The sequence below is a fragment of the Streptomyces sp. NPDC005811 genome, assembly GCF_040630405.1.
Classification (GTDB): Bacteria; Actinomycetota; Actinomycetes; order Streptomycetales; family Streptomycetaceae; genus Streptomyces.
The window spans coordinates 329,494-352,631 of sequence record NZ_JBEXXK010000001.1; the positions used below are offsets into that span (position 1 = coordinate 329,494).

Annotated in this window: 20 protein-coding genes and 1 pseudogene; 9 read left to right on the forward strand and 12 right to left on the reverse strand. The window is 69.2% G+C overall.

All coding sequences use genetic code 11. The features are described 5' to 3' along the window. Positions 1 to 11: 11 nt before the first annotated feature. Together ABZ490_RS01475 and ABZ490_RS01480 are read right to left on the reverse strand one after the other, a co-directional pair. Positions 12 to 194 (reverse strand): DUF397 domain-containing protein, encoded by a 183-nt coding sequence (locus ABZ490_RS01475; RefSeq protein ID WP_358982712.1) that lies wholly within the window; start codon positions 192 to 194, stop codon positions 12 to 14. Beyond that, positions 191 to 1,006: a helix-turn-helix transcriptional regulator gene (locus ABZ490_RS01480; protein WP_358982964.1), complete on the reverse strand. Its 816-nt coding sequence runs from the start codon at positions 1,004 to 1,006 to the stop codon at positions 191 to 193. The genes ABZ490_RS01475 and ABZ490_RS01480 overlap by 4 nt, the downstream gene beginning before the upstream one ends. Before the next feature lie 238 nt (positions 1,007 to 1,244). Here ABZ490_RS01480 and ABZ490_RS01485 point away from each other — a divergent pair, with 238 nt between their 5' ends. Both ABZ490_RS01485 and ABZ490_RS01490 read left to right on the forward strand, forming a co-directional pair. Continuing rightward, positions 1,245 to 2,546 (forward strand): transposase, encoded by a 1,302-nt coding sequence (locus ABZ490_RS01485; RefSeq protein WP_358982714.1) that lies wholly within the window; start codon positions 1,245 to 1,247, stop codon positions 2,544 to 2,546. A gap of 17 nt (positions 2,547 to 2,563) precedes the next feature. Beyond that, a pseudogene (locus ABZ490_RS01490) lies at positions 2,564 to 2,938 on the forward strand (FAD-dependent monooxygenase); the annotation flags it as partial. A gap of 25 nt (positions 2,939 to 2,963) precedes the next feature. Here ABZ490_RS01490 and ABZ490_RS01495 read toward each other — a convergent pair. Next, positions 2,964 to 3,731, reverse strand: a complete 768-nt coding sequence (locus tag ABZ490_RS01495) for an intradiol ring-cleavage dioxygenase (RefSeq protein ID WP_358982716.1) — start codon at positions 3,729 to 3,731, stop codon at positions 2,964 to 2,966. Positions 3,732 to 3,913: 182 nt separating this feature from the next. On the opposite strand from ABZ490_RS01495, the gene ABZ490_RS01500 reads away from it, so the two are divergent. Then, positions 3,914 to 4,885, forward strand: a complete 972-nt coding sequence (locus ABZ490_RS01500; protein WP_358982718.1) for an arabinan endo-1,5-alpha-L-arabinosidase — start codon at positions 3,914 to 3,916, stop codon at positions 4,883 to 4,885. Positions 4,886 to 4,980: 95 nt separating this feature from the next. On the opposite strand, the gene ABZ490_RS01505 is transcribed toward ABZ490_RS01500, so the two are convergent. From ABZ490_RS01505 to ABZ490_RS01545, 9 genes are all read right to left on the reverse strand, one after another. Beyond that, positions 4,981 to 6,651 carry a histidinol-phosphate transaminase gene (locus ABZ490_RS01505; RefSeq protein WP_358982720.1) on the reverse strand — a complete coding sequence of 557 codons (1,671 nt, stop codon included), beginning with the start codon at positions 6,649 to 6,651 and terminating at the stop codon, positions 4,981 to 4,983. 183 nt (positions 6,652 to 6,834) lie between these two features. Then, positions 6,835 to 7,887 (reverse strand): aldose epimerase family protein, encoded by a 1,053-nt coding sequence (locus ABZ490_RS01510; RefSeq protein WP_358982722.1) that lies wholly within the window; start codon positions 7,885 to 7,887, stop codon positions 6,835 to 6,837. Positions 7,888 to 7,987: 100 nt separating this feature from the next. Continuing rightward, on the reverse strand, positions 7,988 to 9,232 hold the full coding sequence (gene mmsB / locus ABZ490_RS01515; protein WP_358982724.1) for a multiple monosaccharide ABC transporter permease: 1,245 nt from the start codon (positions 9,230 to 9,232) through the stop codon (positions 7,988 to 7,990). Continuing rightward, positions 9,229 to 10,779, reverse strand: coding sequence for a multiple monosaccharide ABC transporter ATP-binding protein (gene mmsA, locus ABZ490_RS01520; protein ID WP_358982727.1), 1,551 nt, complete (start codon positions 10,777 to 10,779; stop codon positions 9,229 to 9,231). Before mmsA ends, mmsB begins: the two co-directional genes overlap by 4 nt. Before the next feature lie 32 nt (positions 10,780 to 10,811). After that, positions 10,812 to 11,918 (reverse strand): multiple monosaccharide ABC transporter substrate-binding protein, encoded by a 1,107-nt coding sequence (chvE, locus tag ABZ490_RS01525; protein ID WP_358982729.1) that lies wholly within the window; start codon positions 11,916 to 11,918, stop codon positions 10,812 to 10,814. A gap of 141 nt (positions 11,919 to 12,059) precedes the next feature. Next, the gene (locus tag ABZ490_RS01530; RefSeq protein ID WP_358982731.1) at positions 12,060 to 13,028 is read right to left on the reverse strand and encodes a hypothetical protein; all 969 of its coding nucleotides are present in this window, start codon (positions 13,026 to 13,028) and stop codon (positions 12,060 to 12,062) included. 127 nt (positions 13,029 to 13,155) lie between these two features. Further along, complete coding sequence (locus tag ABZ490_RS01535; RefSeq protein WP_358982733.1) at positions 13,156 to 14,160, reverse strand: alcohol dehydrogenase catalytic domain-containing protein; 1,005 nt, start codon at positions 14,158 to 14,160, stop codon at positions 13,156 to 13,158. Next, on the reverse strand, positions 14,157 to 15,314 hold the full coding sequence (locus ABZ490_RS01540) for a mandelate racemase/muconate lactonizing enzyme family protein (RefSeq protein ID WP_358982735.1): 1,158 nt from the start codon (positions 15,312 to 15,314) through the stop codon (positions 14,157 to 14,159). Before ABZ490_RS01540 ends, ABZ490_RS01535 begins: the two co-directional genes overlap by 4 nt. Positions 15,315 to 15,649: 335 nt before the next feature. Next, on the reverse strand, positions 15,650 to 16,192 hold the full coding sequence (locus tag ABZ490_RS01545; RefSeq protein WP_358982737.1) for a hypothetical protein: 543 nt from the start codon (positions 16,190 to 16,192) through the stop codon (positions 15,650 to 15,652). Positions 16,193 to 16,210: 18 nt separating this feature from the next. Here ABZ490_RS01545 and ABZ490_RS01550 point away from each other — a divergent pair, with 18 nt between their 5' ends. From ABZ490_RS01550 to yjfF, 6 genes are all read left to right on the forward strand, one after another. Continuing rightward, complete coding sequence (locus ABZ490_RS01550; protein ID WP_358982739.1) at positions 16,211 to 16,657, forward strand: hypothetical protein; 447 nt, start codon at positions 16,211 to 16,213, stop codon at positions 16,655 to 16,657. Between the two features lie 484 nt (positions 16,658 to 17,141). Continuing rightward, positions 17,142 to 18,188, forward strand: coding sequence for a LacI family DNA-binding transcriptional regulator (locus ABZ490_RS01555; RefSeq protein ID WP_358982741.1), 1,047 nt, complete (start codon positions 17,142 to 17,144; stop codon positions 18,186 to 18,188). Between the two features lie 139 nt (positions 18,189 to 18,327). Then, positions 18,328 to 19,332 (forward strand): ABC transporter substrate-binding protein, encoded by a 1,005-nt coding sequence (locus ABZ490_RS01560; RefSeq protein ID WP_358982743.1) that lies wholly within the window; start codon positions 18,328 to 18,330, stop codon positions 19,330 to 19,332. A gap of 97 nt (positions 19,333 to 19,429) precedes the next feature. Then, on the forward strand, positions 19,430 to 20,980 hold the full coding sequence (locus ABZ490_RS01565) for a sugar ABC transporter ATP-binding protein (RefSeq protein ID WP_358982745.1): 1,551 nt from the start codon (positions 19,430 to 19,432) through the stop codon (positions 20,978 to 20,980). Then, positions 20,977 to 22,086 carry an ABC transporter permease gene (locus ABZ490_RS01570; RefSeq protein WP_358982748.1) on the forward strand — a complete coding sequence of 370 codons (1,110 nt, stop codon included), beginning with the start codon at positions 20,977 to 20,979 and terminating at the stop codon, positions 22,084 to 22,086. Before ABZ490_RS01565 ends, ABZ490_RS01570 begins: the two co-directional genes overlap by 4 nt. Continuing rightward, positions 22,086 to 23,111: a galactofuranose ABC transporter, permease protein YjfF gene (gene yjfF, locus ABZ490_RS01575; protein WP_358982750.1), complete on the forward strand. Its 1,026-nt coding sequence runs from the start codon at positions 22,086 to 22,088 to the stop codon at positions 23,109 to 23,111. The genes ABZ490_RS01570 and yjfF overlap by 1 nt, the downstream gene beginning before the upstream one ends. Positions 23,112 to 23,138 lie beyond the last annotated feature (27 nt).

A 23,138-nucleotide genomic window follows, 5' to 3' on the forward strand; every position in this document is an offset into this window, starting at 1 on the left:
TGACCCTCGGGTCACCTCCCCGCGTGGGCCACGAACTCGGCCCACGCGGTGGGGGAGAGGGTGAGGTGGGGGCCGGACTCGTCCTTGGAGTCGCGTACGTGGATCTGGTGGGGGCGGGGGGCGACTTCTACGCAGTCGCCGTCGCCGCTGCTGCTGTAGCTGCTCTTGAACCAGGCCAGTTCGGACGTGTTCATAGGTCTCCTCGGATCTGCCGCAACAGGCTCCTGGAATCATCCGGTCGGAGAGCCTGCGAAAGCATCCTGGCATAGCGCATGTGGAGGATGCTGACCTCTTTCGGTTCGGAGACCAGCAGGCCACCCCGCTGGCCCTCGCAGTATGCGTACCACTTGTGATTCGGCGTCTCCAGTAGCTGGAGCGGGCCGCCGAGTCCTGGGTGCGACTCGCAGACCATCGGCATGATCTGGATGTCGAGGTTGCGCGGGTCGCTCATCGCCAACAGGTGATCGATGGCTCCGCGAGCGACCTCCGCACCGCCGGTCCGTCGCCGTAGTGCGTGCTCTTCGAGGACGAAACCGAACTTGGTGTTCGGCCTTTCCTGGAGCAGCAGTTGACGCTTGGCCCGGGCTGCCCAGTTGGCTTCGATCTGCTCGTCGGTCAGGGGCGGCAGTTTCTCCGTGAACAGATGCCGCGCGTACGCCTCCGTCTGCAACAACCCCGGAATCATCCGGCTCTCGTACACGTACAGCGTGATCGCCGTCGCCTCCAGCCGGGCCCACCGCTGGAACCAGGTCGCCAACCCGGCCTGCCGTTCGACGAAACCGGCCGCCCGCCGCAACGCCCCCGTGTTGCCCAAGGCCCCCTCCGCCGCCTCCACGAACTCCTCGTCCGGCATTCGCCTCCCCAGCTCCACGGAGGCCACCGTGTGTTTGGAGAAGCCCACGACGTCGCCGAGTTCCTCCCTGCTCAGTCCGTGGTGCTCCCGCAGGCCCTGGACGACCGCCCCGAACGTCCGCCTTGCTCCTGGACAGGGTGCCCGGTTCTTCAGGGCCGGGGTGAATGTCCGCTCCCGCGTAGCGGGGCAGAGGACGCTGGATCGCCGCCTGGGCGATTCGTCGTGTCGGGAGATGCGGCGGTGAGGCCGGCCTCAGGCTGTTCGTGGTGTCGGCGGGTTGAGGGTCTGTGGCAGGGCGCTGCTCTGGGATGGAGGGCGTGTCGGTCACTCTCACGGGTGATGGTGATCGAAGGCAGGCGCGGGAGGGGAACGGGGTGGCTAGTTTCGTGGCATGTCACGTTTCCGGCTGTACCCGACGCCCGTGCAGGAGCGGCAGATGCTGCTGTACTGCGCGCACGCGAGGTACGTGTGGAACCTGGCGGTGGAGCAGCACGCGCACTGGCGGCCCGGCCGCAGGTCCGCGCCTGGCTTCGCGGAGCAGTGCCGTCAGCTGACCGAGGCACGGCGGGAGAACGCGTGGCTGGCCGCTGGGAGCGCGGATGTGCAGCAGCAGGCGCTGAAGGACTTCGCCCAGGCCAGGAGTGCCCGGTTCACGTCCGGGTTCGGTGAGCCGACCTGGCGCAAAAGGTTCCGGCATGAGGGTTTCCGGGTCATCGGCACCGACCGGGTCCCGGAGTACGACGCGGACGGGTCGCCGAAGCTGAACGCGAAGACCGGTAAGCAGGTCATGGGCCGCTCGGTGGTCGTGCAGAGGCTCAACCGGCGATGGGCGCAGGTAAAAGTGCCCGGCTGCGGATGGGTCTGGCTCCGCCTCAGCGCCAGGGGCAGGGGAGCGCGGCTGCCCGACGCGAAGACGTTCCGGGTCACCTTCCGCAACGGTCAGTGGCACATCGCGTTCGCGGTCGTCCCTGAGCCGGTCGCGGCGCCCGGCGCGGGTGGGGTGATCGGCATCGACCGGGGTGTCACGATCACCGCTGCCCTCTCGGACGGCCGGAAGCTGAGCTGCCCGCAGCTCACCGTCAGGGAACGTGCCCGGATCCGCAAGCATGAGCGGCGGGCGGCCCGGGCGAAGAAGGGCAGCCCCCAGAAAGCGGCCGGGTACGCGAGGGTCGCCCGGCTCAAGGCGCGGGAGGTGAACCGGCGCAAGGACTGGTGCGAGAAGACCTCCACCATGCTCGCCCGAACCTACAACCTGATCCGGTTCGAGAAGCTGAACATCAAGAACATGACTCGCTCGGCGAAGGGAACCGTGGGCCAGCCCGGCAGGAACGTGGCGCAGAAGTCCGGGCTGAACCGGGGCATCCTCGCCCAGGGCTGGGGCCTGCTCCGCCGGCGCACGGAGCAGAAGGCCCCGGGCCGGGTCGAGGATGTTCCGGCCCCCTACACGAGTCTGCGGTGCAGTGCCTGTGGGTGGATCGACAAGAACTCGCGCAAGAGCCAAGCCGAGTTCTGCTGCTCCTCCTGCGGCTTCACCTGCAACGCGGATGAGAACGCAGCCAACAATGTCGCGGCAGGACAGGGCGGGATCCCCCGCCCCCGGCGAACAGCCGGTGCCGGAGGAGTGACAGCGGCCACCAGCCGTTCGAGCACCCGTGAACCTCAACCCAACCGGGTTGGAATCCCACTCTTTTAAGAGGGGGAGGATGTCAAGACATCCATGAACTGCGCACCCCGCTCCCGGCGTTCACCCTGGGCCGGGTCGCCCTGCTCGGCGACGCGGCGCACGCCATGACCCCGAACCTCGGCCAGGGCGCGAGCCAGGCGCTGGAGGACGCGGTGGTCCTGGCCGCCCGCCTGGCGGACGGACCCACCGTCACGGCGGCCCTGCGCCGCTACGACGCGGAACGCCGACGCCGTACACAGTCCGTGGCCCGCGCCGCCCGCCAGGCGGGCCGGATCGGCCACGGCCTCACCCACCCCCTCGCCACCGCCCTGCGCGACACGGCCCTGCGGCTGGCCCCCTCGGAACTCACCCTCCGCGCGGCCCTCCGACACGCGGACTGGGCGCCACCGCGGTTGCGATGACGCCCAGCCGGAAGACAGGTGGGGCTCAGCTGTCGACACCCAGGGTCAGGGTGGCCGAGTACCCGGAGGACGTGGAGCTCCCCAGGGCGGTCAGCGTCATCAGGCCGGAGGAGGCGCCCGCGTCGTCGTAGATGGAGTCCTGGGCGAGGGTGGTGCGGGTGACCGTGTTGGTCGAGTACGGCGAGATCTTCGCGACGGCGGTCGTGATGGTCTCGTCGATGAAGAGCTGGCCGGTGTGCAGCTCGTTGCCGCCGCTGAAGTGCCCGTCGGAGGAGACCGTGACACCGGTGGCGACCTTGACGTGGATGTGGATGCAGCGGCCGCGGTACCAGCCGGGGTAGATCGTGGTGATCGAGGCGAGCCCGCTGGAGTTGGTGAGCACACCACCGCGCAGGAAGGTGCCGTCGTCCGGTTCGCTGTGGCCGTTGTTGCCGACGTAACCGGAGTATTCGCCGAGGGCGTCGGCGTGCCAGATCTCCACCAGGGCGTTGCTGAGGGGGGCGCAGCTGCTGGAGTCGACCACGGTCAGGGCCAGCTTCAGCGGGATGCCGGCCTTGCCCTCGGTGACGTCGGAACGGACGTACTGTCCGTCGAGGTAGTAGGGGCCTTCGGTCATCTCCTTGGTGAGGGTGCAGACGGCCGCGGCGGCGACGGGAGCGGTGTCGTCCGCCGTGACGGTGGGGGCTTCGGTCGACGCGGCGGCGCCGACGGCGAGGGCGGCGGCGGTGGCGCCCGTCGCGACCAGCACCGTGCGGCGTCCGATGGGGCTGCGAGTTTCCGAGGTGTCTGTCATGAACACGGCACCGTAGGGAGCGTTTCTGTCCGCAGTCTGTCAGAACAGTAAAGTGAACATCCGTCAAGTTACTTGTCAGGCAAAGTGTCGACAGTAGTTGCCTGTTGCACGATTTTCGAAGAGTTTCGAATGGGCGTGGGGAACGTTGACGCGCAAAGGGTTCGATTTTACGTTCCGTCCGCATGAGCCCCACCTCACGCAGAACAGCCCTGCTCGCGGTCCCGGCCGCGATCCTGCTGGCCCTGACCCCCACCACGGCCTCCGCCTACCCCAACCCGGGCACGGTCACCGGCTCCACGGTCGTCCACGACCCCACCATGATCCGCACCTCGGCCGGCCGCTATCTGCTGTACGCCACCGGCGGCGGCCTCGCCTACCGCACCTCCACCGACCGGATCGCCTTCAGCGCGGGCGGTGACGCGTTCTCGACCCGGCCGAGCTGGTGGTCGTCGTACGGGACCACCGAGGCCTGGGCGCCGGACATCTCGTACCACGGCGGCAAGTACCTGATGTACTACGCCGTCTCGACCTTCGGCTCCAACAAGTCCGCCATCGGACTGGCGGGTTCGAGTACCGGCCTGCCCGGCTCCTGGACCGACTACGGCACGGTCTACACGTCCACCACGGCCGGCGACTACAACGCCATCGACCCGAACCTCTTCGTCGACGACGACGGCAAGTGGTGGCTGTCCTTCGGGAGTTGGTGGACCGGCATCAAGATGATCCGCATCGACCCCTCCACCGGGAAACAGCTCTCCTCCGACACCGCCCGCCGCTCCCTGGCCGCCCGCCCGACCGGCACCAAGGCCATCGAGGCCCCGTACATCGTCAAGCGCAACGGCTACTACTACCTCTTCGCGTCCTACGACACCTGCTGCACCGGCACCAGTTCGACGTACAAGGTGAAGGTCGGCCGTGCCACGAGCGTCACCGGCCCCTACTACGACAAGAGCGGGGTCGCCCTCACGAACAACGGCGGCACCCCGGTCCTGGAGTCCCACGGCAGCGTCATCGGCCCCGGCGGCCAGTCCATCCTGAACGACACCGACGGCGACCTGATCGTCTACCACTACTACGACGCCAACGACAACGGCACACCCAAGCTGGGCATCAACCTGCTGAGCTGGAGCACGGGTTGGCCGGTGGCTTATTGACGCAGGGCGCCTGGTGTGTCTTTAGGGGCGCGGGGAACTGCGCGACCAGCCACGACGAACCCGCACCCGGCCGCGCACCAGCACCCCCCCGAGCGCTACCCGACCTGCCCCATCCCCGCCGCATTCGGCCACGACTGCGCAGGCTGGGCATTCGGCCACCCCGTGGCGGCCGCGGGCGCCAGCCCGTTAGTGCCACGGACCTGCGCCGCCGTGAGCCCGCCACGAGCGGGCACGCCGGGCGGCGTCTGGGCCTGGGGCGCGGCCGGAGCCATCGGCGCCTGCATGGCCGGAGCCATCGCCGGGGCCATCGCCGGGGACATCATCGGCGCGGGCGCCTGCATGGGCACGGGAGCCTGCATGGGCGCGGGGACCGGCGCCGGGGCCGGAGCGGCCGCGGGCACAGGCTGGGGGAAGACCTGTGCGGCGGCCGGCAACGGCATCCCGGCGCCGTTGGACGGGGCGGGCTGCGCCATCGCGGGCGCCTGCATCTGCATGCCGGCGGCGGCCGGGACCAGCCCCGGCATGCCCATGGCCTGAGCGGCGAGGCCCTGCATGCCCGCCCCGTTGGTCGCCTCGACCAGGAGCCGGTCCACGGCTGCCGTGCCCGAGCTGTAGCTGACTGCGGCGCTCAGCTCGGGTACGGCTCCCCTCCTGGTCCCGTAGAGCACCTGTTCCAGGCCGATCACCAGGCGACGCACGTCCACCTGGGGGCGCACCACGAGCCGCGCGAAGCGGCTGGAGGAGCCGATCTTGTTGCCGCACTCCCGGATCAGGATGCGGTGCTCGGTGAGCAGCCGGTCCCGTACGACCGTGCCCTCGGCGCCGACGGGAAGGCGCACGAAGAGGAAGTTGCCCTGGGACGGGTAGACGGTGAGGCCGGGGAGCGCCGAGAGCTGGCTGGCCATGTCGAGGCGGTCCCGGCGCACCTGCATCAGGCTCTGCATGTACTCGGGGCCGTGCTCCTTGAGCATGAAGACCACGTACTCGGCGAAGGCGTTGAGGTTCCACTTCGGCAGCATCGAGCGGACCTTGCCGGCCAGGGAGGGGTTGGCGACCATGTAGCCGAACCGGATGCCGTGCAGACCGAAGTTCTTGCCGAGGCTGCGCAGGACGATGACGTTGGGGCGGATCATCGCCTCCTGCACGACGCTGGGCTCCTGCTCGGCGTCGGCGAACTCCAGGAACGACTCGTCGATGATGATCAGGTCGAGGTCGGCCATCGCGTCCATGAACTGCACGAGGGCGTGCTTGTGCTGGAAGCCGCCGTCAGGGTTGTTCGGGTTGCAGATGACCGCGACCCGGGTCCCGCGGGTGCGGATGAAGTCGGCGTAAGCCGCGAGGTCGAGGGCGAAGCCGCTGGACTCCTGGAGCGGGAACATGTCGACGCGCTTGCCGGTCTCCATCGGCTGGTCGGTCCAGCGGCCGAAGGTGGGCACGGGGACGGCGACGGACTCACGGATCAGCAGATGGTCGATCCAGGTGATCAGCTCGGTGGAGCCGTTGCCCATCGCGACGGCGGACGGCGGCAGTTGGAGGAGGTTGCACAGCTCGGCGGTGATGGTGTCGGCGCTGCTGGGGTAGTAGGTGACGATGTCCCGCAGTCTGGCGGACATGGTGTCCATCATGGCCGGGGTGGGGAAGTAGGGGTTGCAGGGGATACAGAAGTCGACCGGGCCCGTCCCGTCGCCGCCTTCTCGTGTCAGCGCCGCCATCGACGGGCTGTGAGCCGCCGTACTGCGGAACAACGAGGTGACGTTGTCGGCCATGGAACCTCCGTAGGGGGCGGGCCCGCTGGGGACGACCGGGCCCGTCGTCTGGGTGGCCCGCGCGGGGGAGCACGGGCCACTGCTACATACGGGGTTGTGAGTCACCCCGTTCAACCGATGTGAAAAAAATGTGAGTTGCGGAACCGGAAAGTGATGTTTCGCATCAGCCCCCCGCTTCCGCCCCTACGAGCCGAAGGTGTGCACCGTCGTCGAGCGGTACGTCTCCCCGGGCCGCAGGGTCGTCGACGGGAACGACGGCTGGTTCGGGGAGTCCGGGAAGTGCTGGGTCTCCAGGCAGAGCGCGTCGCCCTGACGGTAGACCCGGCCGCCGGGGCCGGTCAGGGTGCCGTCGAGGAAGTTGCCCGAGTAGAACTGGAGGCCCGGCTCGGTCGTGGCGACGGTCAGGGTGCGGCCGGAGGACGGGTCGCGCAGGAACGCCACCGGGACGGGCTCGTCGGTGACGCCCTTGTCGAGGACCCAGTTGTGGTCGTAGCCCTGGCCGTGCAGCACCTGCGGGTCGGCGACCCGCAGGTCCCGGCCGATCTCCTTCGCGGTGCGGAAGTCGAAGGGGGTGCCCGCGACCTCGGCCAGTTCGCCCGTGGGGATCAGCCCCGGGCCGACCGGGGTGTAGCGGGCGGCGGCGATCGACAGTTCGTGGTCCGTGACCGGGCCGCTGCCCTCGCCGGCCAGGTTCCAGTAGACGTGGTTCGTCAGGTTGACCACCGTCGGGCGGTCGGTGGTGGCCTCGTAGTCGATCCGCCAGCCGCCGTCCGCGGTGAGGGTGTACGTCACCCGGACCGCGAGCGTGCCGGGGTGGCCCATCTCGCCGTCGGGGCTGGTGCGGGACAGCCGCAGGCCGACGTCCTCGCCGTCCTCGAAGGGCTCGACGTCCCAGACCCGGCGGTCGAAGCCCTGCGCCCCGCCGTGCAGGCTGTTCGGCCCGTCGTTGACGTCCACCCGGTGGGTCTCGCCGTCGAGGGTGTAGCGGCCCGCGCCGAGCCGGTTGCCGTAGCGGCCGATCAGCGCGCCGAAGTACGGGGTCCTCTCGACGTACTCCTCGATCGTGCCGAAGCCGAGGCTGACGTTCGCGAGGCGGCCCGCGCGGTCGGGGATCTCCAGGGACCGCACGATCCCGCCGTAGGAGAGGACCTCCAGCCGGGTCCCGCCGTTCTCCAGCGCCCAGCTGTGGATCTCCGTGCCGTCGGCCAGCTTGCCGAACAGCGACTTCACCGGCATTGCGCCTCCCTGTTCACAGTTCACAGGACCTCATGGAAAGGGCCCCGCCGCACGGCGGGGCCCGATCCGGTCTGCATCCGGTCTGTTCGGTCGATCCGGTCTACGAACCGGACTTGCGCTTGTTCCAGACGTCGAAGCCGACCGCGAGCAGCAGGGCGAGGCCCTTGATGACCTGCTGCCAGTCGGTGCCGACGCTCAGGAGGTTCATGCCGTTGTTCAGGACACCGAGGACGAGACCACCGATGATCGCGCCGAGGACGGTGCCGACACCACCGCTCATCGACGCGCCGCCGATGAACGACGAGGCGATCGCCTCGAGTTCGAAGCTGAGGCCCGCCTTCGGCGAGGCCGCGTTCAGCCGGGCGGCGACCACCAGACCGGCCAGGGCCGCGAGCGCGCCCATGTTCAGGAAGACGAGGAAGGTGACCTTCTTGTCCTTGACGCCGGACAGCTTCGCCGCCGGCAGGTTGCCGCCGATCGCGTAGATGTGACGGCCGAAGACGGCGTTGCGCATGATGTAGCCGTAGCCGACCACCAGCGCGCCGAGGACGATCAGGATGATCGGCGCGCCCTTGTAGCTGGCGAGCAGCATCGTGACGGCGAGGATCGCGGCGGAGATGGCGACGAGCTTGAGCAGGAAGAGGTTCCTGGGCGCCACCTCGAGCGCGAACTCCTGCTGACGCTTGCGGTCGCGGACCTCCTGGAGGACCACGAAGGCCAGCAGGGCGAAGCCCAGCAGCAGCGTGAGGTTGTGGTAGTTCGTGTTCGGGCCGACCTCGGGCAGGAAGCCGTTGCCCATCTCCTGGAGGCCGTCCGGGAACGGGCCGAGGGTCTGGCCCTTCAGGAACATCTCCGTCAGACCACGGAAGATCAGCATGCCCGCGAGGGTGACGATGAAGGAGGGGATGCCGAGGTAGGCGATCAGGTAACCCTGCACCGCGCCGGCCACCGCGCCGATGGCCAGGCACAGCACCAGCGCGAGCGGCCACGCCACACCGTGCTGCACCGTCAGTACGGCCGCGAAGGCGCCGGTGAACGCCGTCACCGATCCGACGGACAGATCGATGTGACCCGCGATGATCACCAGCATCATGCCGATCGCGAGGATCAGGATGTAGCTGTTCTGCAGGACCAGGTTGGAGACGTTGCGCGGCAGCAGCAGGTCGCCGCCGGTCCACACCTGGAACAGGACCACGAGCAGGCCGAGCGCGATCAGCATGCCGTACTGCCGCATGTTGCGGCGCAGGCCGTCCAGCATCAGCTGCAGCAGTCCGCCGCCGGTGGCCGAGCCCCCGCTCTTGCCGGGCGGGGCCGCCGCCGGGCTCTTGGTCACGTCCGTGCTCATCGCGTTACCTCTTTGTCCTTCGTCATCTGACGCATCAGCACTTCCTGCGTGGCCTCGGCCCGCGGGACCTCGCCCGTGAGCCGTCCGGCGGCCATGGTGTAGATGCGGTCGCACATGCCGAGCAGTTCGGGCAGCTCGGAGGAGATGAAGACGACCGCCTTGCCCTCGGCGGCCAGCTGGTCGATGACCGTGTAGATCTCGTACTTGGCGCCGACGTCGATGCCGCGCGTGGGCTCGTCCAGGATCAGCACGTCCGGACCCGCGAAGATCCACTTGCTGAGGACGACCTTCTGCTGGTTGCCGCCGGACAGCTTGCCCACCGGCTCGAAGACGGTCGGCGCCTTGATGTTCATCGTCTTGCGGTAGCCCTCGGAGACCTGCCGCTCCTCGTGCTCGTCGACGATGCCCCGCTTGGCCACCTTGTTCAGGGCGGTCAGCGAGATGTTGCGATTGATGGTGTCGATGAGGTTGAGGCCGTAGTGCTTGCGGTCCTCGGTGACGTACGCGATGCCGTGGTCGACCGCCTCCGCGACGGTCCTGGTACGGATCTCCTTGCCGTCCTTGAGGACCGTGCCGCCCGAGTAGCGGCCGTAGGTCCGCCCGAAGACGCTCATCGCGAGTTCGGTGCGGCCGGCGCCCATCAGGCCCGCGATGCCGACGATCTCCCCGCGCCGCACCTGGATCGACACGTCGTCGACGACCTTGCGCTGCTGGTCGATCGGGTGGTGCACGGTCCAGTTGCGGATCTCCAGGGCGGGAGACGCGTCCACCTCCGCCTCGTGCGGGGTGCGCTCGGGGAAGCGGTGGTCGAGGTCGCGGCCGACCATGCCGCTGATGATCCGGTCCTCGGTCGTCTCCGCCGCCTTCACATCGAGCGTCTCGATGGTCTGGCCGTCGCGGATGATCGTCACCGAGTCGGCGACCTTGCGGATCTCGTTGAGCTTGTGGGAGATGATGATCGAGGTGATGCCCTGCTTCTTCAACTCCAGGATGAGATCGAGCAGTTTGTCGCTGTCCTCGTCGTTCAGCGCCGCGGTCGGCTCGTCGAGGATGAGCAGCTTCACCTTCTTCGACAGCGCCTTCGCGATCTCCACGAGCTGCTGCTTGCCCACGCCGATGTCGGCGACGCGGGTCTCCGGGTGGTCGTGCAGACCGACCCGGCGCAGCAGCTCCGTGGCGTGCCGCAGGGTCTCCCGCCAGTCGATGAACCCGCCCTTGGCGTGCTCGTTGCCGAGGAAGATGTTCTCCGCGAGGGAGAGGTACGGCGACAGCGCCAGTTCCTGGTGGATGATGACGATGCCGTGCTGCTCGCTCGCGCGGATGTCCTTGAAGTGGACGACCTCTCCCTCGAAGAGGATGTCGCCCTCGTAGGTGCCGTGCGGATGGACGCCGGAGAGCACCTTCATCAAGGTGGACTTCCCGGCGCCGTTCTCACCGCAGATGGCATGGACCTCGCCCTGACGGACGGTCAGTGAGACGTCCGACAGCGCTTTCACACCGGGAAAGGTCTTGACGATCGAGCGCATTTCCAGGACGGGTCCCGCCATGGTCGTGCCTTCCAATCCTTAAGGGCCGACGCTTACTTGAGCTGGTCCGCCGTGTAGTAGCCGCCCTCGACGAGCTCCTTCTCGTAGTTCGTCTTGTCGACGCTGACCGGCTGCAGCAGGTAGGCGGGGACGACCTTGGTGCCGTTGTCGTACGACTTGGTGTCGTTGATCTCGGGCTTCTTGCCGTTGAGGGAGGCGTCGACCATGTCGGTGGCGACCTGGGCGAGCTTGCGGAGGTCCTTGTAGACCGTCTGCGACTGCTCACCGGCGATGATCGACTTCACCGAGGCCAGCTCGGCGTCCTGGCCGGTGATGACCGGGAGCGGCTTGGCCTTGGTGCCGTAGCCGTCCGACTTCAGCGCGGCGATGATGCCGATCGAGATGCCGTCGTACGGCGAGAGCACCGCGTCGACCCGGCCCTTGGTGTACGAGGAGGTGAGGTTGTCCTCCATGCGCTTCTGGGCGGTGGCACCGTCCCAGCGCAGGGTGGTGACCTGGGTGAGCGCGGTCTGGCCGGACTTGACCACCAGCTTCTTGCTGTCGATGTACGGCTGGAGCACGCTCATCGCGCCGTTGAAGAAGTACTTGGTGTTGTTGTCGTCGTTGGAGCCGGCGAACAGCTCGATGTTGAAGGGGCCCTTGCCGCCGGCCAGGCCGAGCTTGTCGACGATGTACTGGCCCTGGAGCTTGCCGACCTTCTCGTTGTCGAAGGACGCGTAGTAGTCGACGTTCTTCGTGCCGAGGATCAGACGGTCGTAGGAGATGACCGGGATCTTGGCGTCGGCGGCCTGCTGGAGCACGTTGTTCAGCGACTTGTTGTCGATCGCGGCCACGATCAGCGCCTTGACGCCCTGCGTGATCAGGTTCTCGATCTGGGAGACCTGCTGGTCGGGGTCGTCCTCGCCGAAGACCAGCTTGGTCTTGTAGCCCTTGGCCTGGAGGTCCTTCTCGACGTTGGCACCGTCGGTGATCCAGCGCTCCGAGGACTTGGTCGGCATCGCGATACCGATCGTGCCGCCCTTGGCGCTGCCCTTCTCCTCCTTGCTGCCACCCTCGCCGCTCTGGCCACAGGCGCTGAGCGTGAGGGCGAGGGAAGCGGCTCCGGCTATGGCGGCGAGTGCGGCTCTGCGGTTACGCATGTTCATCATCCTTGATGTGTGGCAGGGCTCGGTCCCGCGGTGCGAGGACGCCCTGGAGGGACGCCGTGAAAAGACCGAGAAGGAGGTGTGTGGGATTCTGCGCGCCTGTGTCGGCTTGTGTGAAGCGAGGTTTCCGGAACGTTATGACCGGACGTCAAACCTGTTCAGTTCGCCGGGCAGCCTGGACCCCAGCGGGGCCATGTCGCCGTCCGCTCCGTGCCGCGCGAGCAGGTCGAGCGCGAGCCGGCCGCGCCGGACCCGCTCCCGTGCGGTGGACAGGGTCAGATCCCTCATGTGGTGGCCGTAAGGGTAGATCCCCGGGGCCTTGGACAGACCGAACTTCAGGTACAGAGGTGCGCCGCGCCGGATCAGCTCGGCCACTTCGTACATCCGGATGTACCCGCCGAGGTCGTCGGGTGCCTCGATGTACATGTCCATCGGGGCACCGGAGACCCGGCGGATCTCGGTCAGGTGGTCCAGCGTGAGATCGCTGGGCACATTCACGGAGTCGGCGCCGAGCCGCTCGTACACGGCGTAGGCGGCCGGGTTCACGGGGCCGATCAGCGCCGACACCTTCAGCGTGGTGTCGGCCGGAATGAGGCCGGCCGTACGGGCCTGGTGCAGCGTCCACAGCACGCCCTCGTCGGCGACGAGCAGGCACTTCACGCCCAGCTCGGTCGCGCGGACGGCGTCCTCGACACAGCCGGCGACGGCGTCGTGCCCACGGGCGCGCAGGCCCCCGCCGCGCGAGTCGGTCCGGGTGGAGCCGCCGATGTCCCAGGTGCCGCGCGGACCGGTGAACAGGCAGAGCTCGATGTCCCGCTCGTTCGTCGCGTCGACCATCTCGGTGATCTCGGCGTCGGTCAGCATCCACACGCCGCTGCCCTGGCTGATGCGGTGGATCGGCACGTCGAGCCGCGAGGCCTCCTTCAGGATGACGGCCAGCGCCTCGGGGCCCTCGCAGGAGGGGACCTCGGTGCGCCAGCGGCCGCCGCCCGGGAAGGAGTGCGACGAGGCGTCGGCGGGGTCGAGGGCGGGTGCGCCCAGGCCGAGTGCGGCGAGCGCCTGCTCACCGGGTCGACGGGCTGCCGGGGCGGAAGCGTCGGTCACAGGGTGTCCTTCGTGTTCGATATTTCGGACGAGGTTCGCGGCTCAGGGTGCGGGTGGGTCTGGGTGTACGCCGGTGCGGAGACCGTCAGGTCGCCCCCGCACCGGCGTACGTCTCGAGGGGCGTCTGCTACGGCTTGAGCAGCACCTTGCCCACCTTCGGATCGCCGGATCCCACCAGCTCGATGGCCTCGGGGAACTCGGCCAGCGGCAGTTCGTGCGTGACCAGCGGCAGCGGGTCCAGCAGTCCGGCCCCGAACACCCTCACCGTGTGCGACCAGGCGTCCGGCGGTGCCCCGAAGACGGTGTGCACCTCCAGCTGCCGTACCACGAGATCCGTCGGGTCGAGGCCGTCGGCGCCCGCGGCAGGAATGCCCGTGAGGACCAGACGTCCGCCCCTGCGGAGCAGCGAGGCGGCCGTTCGGGCAGCACTCGCGGACCCCGCGGTCTCGATCACGACGTCGAAGTCGTCGGGGAGCTCCTGGTCCTTGGTGCGGAAGTCGGTCGCCCCGAACCGCCGTGACAGCGTTTCCCTGTCGTCCCGGGTGCCCACGACCAGCAGCTCCGCCGGCGAGCCCGCCTTCAGGAACTGCACCGCGAACATGCCCAGCGTCCCGGTGCCCACCACGGCCACCTTCTCGCCCGGCAGCGCCCGCGCCTTGATGGCGGCGGCCGCGATGCACGCGGCGGGCTCCAGCAGGGCGGCGGCCGTGAGATCGGCGTCCTCGGGCAGCACGTGCAGCAGCCGCGCCGGGAGGGTCAGGGTGGTGGCCATCGCCCCCGGCTGGGTGAAGCCGGTCTCCTCGTACCCGTCCGTGCACAGCGTCGTCTCGCCCGCGTGGCAGCGGTCGCAGACCTGGCAGTTGCGGAAGCCCTCGCCCACCACCTTCCGGCCGACCAGGACCGAGGGAACCCCGGCGCCCACGGCCTGCACGGTCCCGGACCACTCGTGGCCGGGGGTGAGCGGGTAGCGGACGTACCCCTCGGGCCGGTTGCCCTGGTACACCTCGCGGTCGCTGCCGCAGATGCCCACCGCGTGGACCCGTACCAGCGCCTCGCCCGGGCCCGGCTCGCGCGGGGTGTGCGCGGTGAGCCGGTGCTCGCCGGGCGCCTCGATGACGACCTCGGTGCTCACTTGGCGCCCTTCGGCTTCCGCTGCTCCCAGCCCTCGGCCCACAGGTCGAAGCGGGCCTGCTGCTGCGGGAACTCGGCGGCGGCGTCCACGTCCAGCTCGACGCCGAGGCCGGGCTTGTCGGAGAGGTGGAAGTAGCCGTCGATCACCTCGGGCGCGCCCTTGACGACCTTCTTGATCTCCGCGTCGGCGAAGTCGTTGAAGTGCTCGAGGATCTTGAAGTTGGGGGAGGTGAAGCCGACCTGGAGGGAGGCGGCGGTCAGCACCGGGCCACCGACGTTGTGCGGGGCGACGAGCACGTAGTGCGCCTCGGCGGTCGCGGCCAGCTTGCGGGTCTCCCAGATGCCGCCGATGTGGCCGACGTCCGGCTGGATGATGTCCACGGCCTGGCTCTCGAAGAGCTCGCGGAACTCGATGCGGTCGTGGATCCGCTCACCGGTGGCGACCGGGATGTCGACCTTGGCGGCGACCTTCTCCAGCGCCTTCAGGTTCTCCGGCGGGCAGGGCTCCTCCAGCCACGCGGGCTTGAACGGGGCCAGCTCCTTGGCCAGCCGCACCGCCGTGGCGGGGGAGAAGCGGCCGTGCATCTCCAGCATCAGCTCGGCGTCCGGCCCGATGGCGTCGCGCACGGCCTCGATGAGGGAGACGGCGTACAGGCTCTGCTCGTGGTCGAGCTCGAAGTGCCCGGTGCCGAAGGGGTCGATCTTGAGCGCCTTGTAGCCGCGCTCCATGACGCCCTGGGCGGCCTTGTGGTAGGCCTCCGGGGTGCGCTCGGTGGTGTACCAGCCGTTCGCGTACGCCTTGACCTTGTCGGTGACCTTGCCGCCGAGCAGCTGCCAGACCGGGACGCCGAGGGCCTTGCCCTTGATGTCCCAGCAGGCCATCTCGACGACGGCGATGCCGGACATCACGATCTCGCCGGCCCGGCCGTAGTCGCCGTACTTCATCCGGCGGGTGAGGTCCTCGACAGCGAACGGGTCGGAGCCGAGAATGTGGTTCTGCTCGGCTTCTCTCAGGTAGCCGATCAGCGCGTCGGTGTGGCCCAGCATGCGGGTCTCGCCGACACCCGTGATGCCCTCGTCGGTGTGCACCAGGACGTAGGTCAGGTTGCGCCACGGCGTCCCGACCACGTGCGTGCTGATTCCGGTGATGCGCACGGAAGTTACCCTTCGGCTGTTCGAGATTTCGTCACATGTTCGAAATGCTGGGCAGACAGTAAGGACGGCGCGAGGGGAGTGTCAATGGGTCGAACAGGTAACGGTTTGACGGCTTCGATGCCCCTTTCGCCATCGGAGCCTGTCGGAGGTGTGTGGCAGGTCACCCGGGGCGCCGCACCGGTATGGCCGGTTTCCCACACAACTTTCACAGGCGAGGCTGGGAACGTGACCGCCGGGGAACCTAGTCTTCCCGCGTCATGGACTACTGCCACCCGTGCCGACGGCACCTCAACGGCGCCCTCACCTGCCCGGGGTGCGGCGCACCTGCTGCTCCGCTACGCGCGTATCCCGGGCCGGGCCTCCCCCCGGAGCACGGCGATCATGCCACGCCCGGGGGCTCCACGGGCGGTACCGATCACGCCAATCCCGCCGGGAACGGCTCTGCCGGTCCGGGGGCGTACGGCGGGAACCACTACGGCGACGGCGGGGTGTACGGCGGTGGCGCGGGCCGGGGCGGATATGCCGGGCCCGAGGCTTATGGCGCCGACGGCCGGGGTGAGCGGGTCGATGGCGGAGGCGAGGGCTGGGAGGGTGGCGTCGGCGATGTCGGCCATGTCGGCCATGAGGCTTATGGTGACGGTCGCCGGGATGGCGTCCACGGCGGAGACGAGGGCTGGGGCGAGCGGGTCGATCGCGAGGGCCATGGGGGCGATGACCAGGGTGAGCGTGCGGTTCAGGGTCGGGGCGACTCCGGTGAGCCGCAGGGGCGGGGCGCGCGTCGGCGGGGGCAGGGGCGGGGTGGTCGCGGGGACGCGGCGGGCGTGGGGCCGGTCGACGCCTCGGACGCGAGCCGACGGGACCGCAAGGCGGCCGTCCACCGCAGACGCCGTAAGCGCGTGGTGCTGATCACCGCCGGTTTCGTGCTGGCGGCGGGCGGACTGAGCCTGGCCGAACTCGGCGTGGACGCGCCGGGGTTCTCCTCGAAGCCGAACCCGGCGGCGGCCGGCGGCGAGTCCTCCGAGGTGGACGACTCGGACGCGGAACCCAGCACGTCCGCACAGCCGTTGGACGACCGGAAGGGCACCGGCGAGGACAGGACCTCGGCGTCTCCCAGCGCCTCCGCGTCCCCGTCGGCCTCGGAGTCCCCGGACGCGGAGGACGCGAGCCGTACCCCGGACAAGGAAGCCCAGTCCGCGACCGTCCCCGGCTCCTCCGGCTCCACCTCGGGTGCGACGACCCCCTCCGGCTCCACCCCGACGGCCGCCCCGACGACCTCGGACCCGTCCTCCCCCGACCCCTCCCCCTCGGAAACCTGCACCCGCTTCCTGTGGTGGTGCTCCTAGGGCGTATTGCGGCCAACACACCTCTCACCCGGCCTCTTTGCGCCACGGACCCCCTGCCCGGAGGCCGCGCACCGCGGAGCAGGCATGCCCGCTTGGCGCGGCGCTCCCGGATCGCCACCCCGGAACCCAACCCTCCGCATCCCTCCCCATGGCTCAACTTCGCTGGTGTGAGAGGGCGTTGAGGTGTTCTTGGACGGGTGTCCAAGCAAGTCCCGTCACCAGGCGCGTTATTCAACCGTGACGACGTTCCGTTGCAGCCCTCTTGACCGCCATGAATTGTTAGCGCTCACAATGACGTCCGCATTCACCGGTCGGTGTCCAGCATCAGCGTGGGAGGTATGAGTGTCGTGCCCGTAGTGCCCCAACTCGTCAGTCCCCGCAGTGCTGTTGGGCGCCCGGACCGCGCGGAGTGAATCCGGCCGCGCGGAAACCACCGCCCACGACCCAGGACTTATCCGCAGACGACCGCCAAGGAGGTGCGGCCGTGTCACCAGCGCAGCTGCGGCCGCCCACCATGGCCGACGTGGCACGCCAGGCCGGCGTGTCCCACCAGACCGTCTCCCGCGTCCTGGGGGACCACCCCAACGTGCGGGAGGAGACCCGGGCCAGAGTGCTCCGCGTGATCGAGGAGATGGGCTACCGCCGTAACTCCTCGGCCCGGGCCCTGGCCACCCGCCGCACCCGGACGCTGGGTGTCGTCGCCTCCGACACCACGCTGTACGGCCCCGCCAGCACCCTGTTCGCGCTGGAGGAGGCGGCGCGCGCCGAGGGCTACCTCGTCTCCACGGTCAGTCTGCGCGAGCTGACCATGGCGACCCTGTCCGAGGCCCTGGACCACCTCAGCGACGGCGGGGTCGAAGGAGTGGTCGCCATCGCCCCGCAGCGCTCGGCGGTGGACGCCCTCGCCGAACTCCGCAGCCCCTTCCCGGTGGTGGTGGTCGGCAGCGGACAGGGCGTGGACATCCCCGGTGTCAGCGTGGACCAGCATCTGGGAGCATGTCTGGCCACCCGCCATCTGCTGGCCGCCGGACACCGCAGGGTCTGGCATCTCGCCGGACCCGAGGACTGGCTGGAGGCGGCCGACCGGGCCGCCGGCTGGCGGGCCACCCTGGAGGCGGCGGACGTCGAACCGCCCCTGCTGCTGCGCGGCGACTGGAGCCCGCTGTCCGGCTACCGCGCCGGACAGGAGCTGGCCGGCTGGGTGGGCCGGGGCCTGACCGCCGTCTTCGTCGCCAACGACCAGATGGCGCTGGGGGTGCTGCGGGCGCTGCGCGAGGCCGGTGTGCGGACCCCGCAGGACGTGGCGGTGGTCGGCTTCGACGACATCCCGGAGTCGGAGTTCTTCGCACCGCCCCTGACCACCGTCCGGCAGGACTTCTCGGCGGTCGGGAAGCAGGGCATCGCGCTCCTCCTGGAGATGATCGAGGGCCGGCCACCGGCCACTCCGTCCCCGATCGCGATCGAACCCCAACTCGTTGTGCGCGCCAGTACGTTCCCGCACGCCGCGCAACCCGAAGGCGTACCCCTCTGACGGATCCGTAGGCCTCCCTGCCCGGCAGTGTGGCCGAAATGCCGAACGATGATCGACAGGCTGGACGCAGTGCGGCCGGCCCCGAGTACCGAGTACCAGCAGGTCCGTCCCCCGGGCCGGCTCTTCAAAGGAGAAGAACATGCTCAGCAGAAGGAACTTCCTCACCGCGGCGGTCGGCGTGGCGGCGGCGGGCGGCCTGGCGGCCTGTGCGAAGAAGGACGACAGCTCTTCCGGCTCGTCCTCCGGGGGCAGCAAGACGATCACGCTCGGCTTCTCCCAGGTCGGCGCGGAGAGCGGCTGGCGCAGCGCCAACACCACCTCGGTGAAGGACGCGGCCAAGGAGGCCGGCTACACCCTCAAGTTCTCCGACGCCCAGCAGAAGCAGGAGAACCAGATCTCCGCGATCCGCAGCTACATCGCCCAGAAGGTGGACGTCATCGCCTTCTCGCCGGTCGTCGTCACCGGCTGGGACGCGGTGCTCAAGGAGGCCAAGGCCGCGAAGATCCCGGTGGTCCTCACCGACCGCTCGGTGGAGACCTCCGACGACTCCCTCTACGTCACCCTGGTCGGCTCCGACTTCACCGACGAGGGCCGCCGCGCCGCCAAGATGCTGGCGACGGTCGTCGAGAAGGCCGGCCTCAAGGGCACGGTGAAGATCGCCCAGCTGGAGGGCACCACCGGTGCCGCCCCGGCCATCGAGCGCGCCAAGGGCTTCAAGGAGGTCATGGACGCCGACCACGCCGACGACTGGAAGATCGTCGTCAGCCAGACCGGTGACTTCACCCGCGCCGGCGGCAAGCAGGTCATGGCGGCCTTCCTGCAGTCCAACCCGGACATCAACGTCCTCTTCGCGCACAACGACGACATGGCCATCGGCGCCATCCAGTCCATCGAGGCGGCCGGCAAGAAGCCCGGCAAGGACATCCTGATCGTCTCGATCGACGGCGTGAAGGACGGCTTCGTGGCGATGTCCGAGGGCAAGATCAACGGCATCGTCGAGTGCAACCCGCTGCTCGGCCCCCAGCTGATGGACGTCGTCAAGAAGGTTCACGACGGTGAGTCGGTCGAGCGCTGGATCAAGACCAAGGAAGGCGACTTCCTCCAGGACCAGGCCAAGACCGAGCTCCCGAACCGCAAGTACTGACCCACGGCACCCACCGGCGGGGAGCCCGCGGCCGACCGAGCGCCATCGGTCCCGGGGCTCCCTGCGGGTCTGAACCAATCTCACGAGGAGCGCTGCCATGGCAGAGCCGCGGCCCGTCCTGGAAATGGCGGGCATAGTCAAGGAGTTCCCGGGGGTACGGGCTCTGTCGGGCGTCGACTTCCGGCTCTTCCCCGGCGAGATCCACGCCCTGATGGGGGAGAACGGCGCGGGCAAGTCCACCCTGATCAAGGTGCTGACGGGGGTCTACTCCCTGGACGGCGGCTCGATCACGCTGGACGGCGAGTCCGTGCGGTTCGCCAGCCCGTTGCAGGCCCAGCAGGCCGGCATCAGCACCGTCTACCAGGAGGTCAACCTCTGCCCCAACCTGTCGGTGGCGGAGAACATCTTCATCGGCCGTGAGCCGACCCGCGTGGGCCGCATCCAGTGGAAGCGGCTGCGCCAGGAGGCGGCCCGGCTGGTGGACCGCCTCGGCCTCGACATCGACGTGACCGCACCGCTGTCCTCGTACCCGCTGGCGGTGCAGCAACTGGTCGCGATCGTCAGGTCGTTGGGGATCGGCGACGGCGACGGGGAAGGAAGCGGCGGCGGGCCGGGCACCAAGGTGCTCATCCTCGACGAGCCGACCTCCAGCCTCGACCGCGACGAGGTCCTCCAGCTCTTCGCCCTGATGCGGCGGCTGAAGGACGAGGGCGTGGCGATCCTGTTCGTCTCGCACTTCCTCGACCAGATCTACGAGGTCTGCGACCGGATGACGGTCCTGCGCAACGGCGCCCTCGTCGGCGAGCACCTGGTGAGCGACCTCGACCAGGTCGGCCTCGTCCAGCTGATGCTCGGCAAGGCCATGGGCCAGCTGGAGGAGCTGCACGAGCACCAGCTGCACTCCGACGCGGGGGAGACCCTGCTGAAGGCGGACGGCCTCGGCCGCACCGGCAGCATCGCCCCGTTCGACCTGCAGATCGACAAGGGCGAGGTGGTCGGCCTCGCCGGACTGCTCGGCTCGGGCCGCACCGAACTCGCCCGGCTGCTCTTCGGCGCCGACCACCCCGACAGCGGCACGGTCACCGTCGACGGCAAGCAGGTCTCGCTCAGCGCCCCGAACGGCGCGATCGGCGCCGGGGTCGCCTTCTGCTCCGAGAACCGCAAGACCGAGGGGCTGGTGCCCGACCTGACGGTCCGGGAGAACATCATCCTGGCCCTCCAGGCCGCCCGCGGCTGGACCCGGCCCGTCCCGGCCGCCCAGCGCGACGAACTGGTCGCCAAGTACATCAAGGCCCTCGACATCCGCCCCGCCAACCCCGAGGCGAGGGTCGGCCAGCTCAGCGGCGGCAATCAGCAGAAGGTGCTGCTGGCCCGCTGGCTGATCACCCAGCCCAAGCTGCTGATCCTCGACGAGCCCACCCGCGGCATCGACATCGGCGCCAAGGCGGAGATCCAGAAACTGGTCGTCTCGCTCTCCGAGGACGGCATGTCCGTGCTGTACATCGCCGCCGAGCTGGAGGAGGTGCTCCGGCTCAGCCACACCATCGGAGTGCTGCGCGACCGCCGGCTGGTGGCGCGGATCACCAACGGGCCCGAGATCACCACCAGCAAGATCCTCGAGACCATCGCGAGCGGAGAACACCAGTGACCACCACCTCCCGCTGGCGCGCACTGACGCACCACCAGCTGTTCTGGCCGGTCGCGGTCCTGATCCTGCTGCTGCTCGTCAACGTCCCGTTCACCCCCGACTTCTTCTCGGTCAAGATGACGGACGGCCACCTCTACGGCAGCCTCGTCTCGATCGTGCTGTTCGGCTCGCCCCTCATCCTGGTCGCGGTCGGCATGACCCTCGTCATCGCCACCGGTGGCATCGACCTCTCCGTCGGCGCCGTGGTCGCCATCACCGGCGCGCTGACCTGCTCGTACATCAGTGACCAGGCCGACCAGGACGCCCTGTCCGGGGTGCTGCTCGCGATGGGCCTGGGGCTGGTCGCCGCGGTCGTCTGCGGCCTCTGGAACGGCTTCCTGGTCGCCCGGATGGGCATCCAGCCGATCATCGCCACGCTGATCATCATGGTCGCCGGACGCGGGGTCGCCCAGTTCATCACCGACGGCCAGATCATCACCATCAACAGCGAGCCGTACAAGCTGATCGGCGGCGGCTACTGGCTGACGCTGCCCTTCTCCATCTTCGTCGTCGCCGTGGTCGTGGCGATCACCGTGGCGCTGACCCGCCGTACCGCCCTCGGCCTGCTCGTCGAGTCGGTCGGCGGCAACGCCGAGGCCAGCCGGCTGGTCGGCATCAGGTCCAGCCGCATCAAGATCATGGTGTACGTGTTCTGCGCGCTGTGCGCCGGTATCGCGGGCCTGATGATCAGCTCCAACACCTCCGCCGCCGACGGCAACAACGCCGGCCTGTGGATCGAGCTCGACGCGATCCTCGCCGTGGTGATCGGCGGCACCTCGCTGCTGGGCGGCCGGTTCTCCATCGGCGGCACGGTGGTGGGCGCCCTGGTCATCCAGACCCTGACCACCACGATCTACACCATCGGCGTCCCCACCCAGACCAACCTGGTCTTCAAGGCCGCCGTCGTCATCGTCGTCTGTCTGCTCCAGTCCCCGAAGTTCCGCGCCAAGGTCTTCGGCGCGAAGTTCGGCGCGAGGTCCGGCGCCAAGGGCGACGCCCGGCCGGCCGCCGCCCCGGCCGCCGACGCCTCGCCCGCCGACGCCGCTCCCACGATGGAGGTGTCGTGATGACCACGACCACCCAGAGCCCCCAGGCCGCCCCGGACAGCCGTACGCCGTCCAGGGCCGCGCGGCTGCTCGCCGACCGGCGGCTGCCCGTCGCGGCCACGGCCCTGCTCTTCCTCGTCATGTACGGCGTGGGCCTGAGCCGTTACCAGTTCTACGGGTTCGCCGAACCGCAGGTCTTCCTGAACCTGTTCATCGACAACGGCTACCTCCTGGTCGCCGCGGTCGGCGTCACCTTCGTCATCCTGTCCGGCGGCATCGACCTGTCCGTCGGCTCGATGATCGGTTTCACCACGATGTTCACGGCCTGGCTGGTGGAACGCCAGGGCCTGCCGCTCGCCCTCGTGATCCCGATGGCCCTCGCCGTGGGCGCCTTCGGCGGCTTCCTGATGGGCTATGTGATCCACAACTTCGAGATCCAGCCCTTCATCGTGACCCTCGCCGGCCTCTTCCTCTTCCGCGGCCTGTGCCTGGTCATCAGCAAGGAGTCGATCTCCATCAGCGACTCCGGCGTCAGCAGCATGGCCCAGGCGCAGGTGCAGCTGGGCATGGGCTTCCTCTCCATCGGCGCGGTCGTCTCGCTGGTCGTCCTCGCGATCGCGTTCTACGTCCTGCACTACACCCGCTTCGGACGCCGGGTGTACGCCATCGGCGGCAACGAGCAGTCGGCCCTGCTGATGGGTCTCCCGCAGGGCGGCACCAAGATCGCGGTGTACACGGTGAGCGGCTTCTGCTCGGCGCTGGCCGGCCTCCTGTTCACCCTCTACATCCAGTCCGGCGACCCGCTGCACGCGACCGGCATGGAACTCGACGCGATCGCCGCGGTCGTCATCGGCGGCACCCTGCTGACCGGCGGCTCCGGCTATGTCCTGGGCACCCTGTTCGGCGTCCTCGTCCTCGGCCTGATCAAGAGCCTCATCCAGTTCGAGGGCACCCTCAGCTCGTGGTGGACCAAGATCGCCACGGGTGTGCTGCTCTGCGCGTTCATCCTGATCCAGCGCTTCATGACGACCCGCAAGAAGGCGTGATCCGAGAGGCCCTCCCCACGGGGGGAG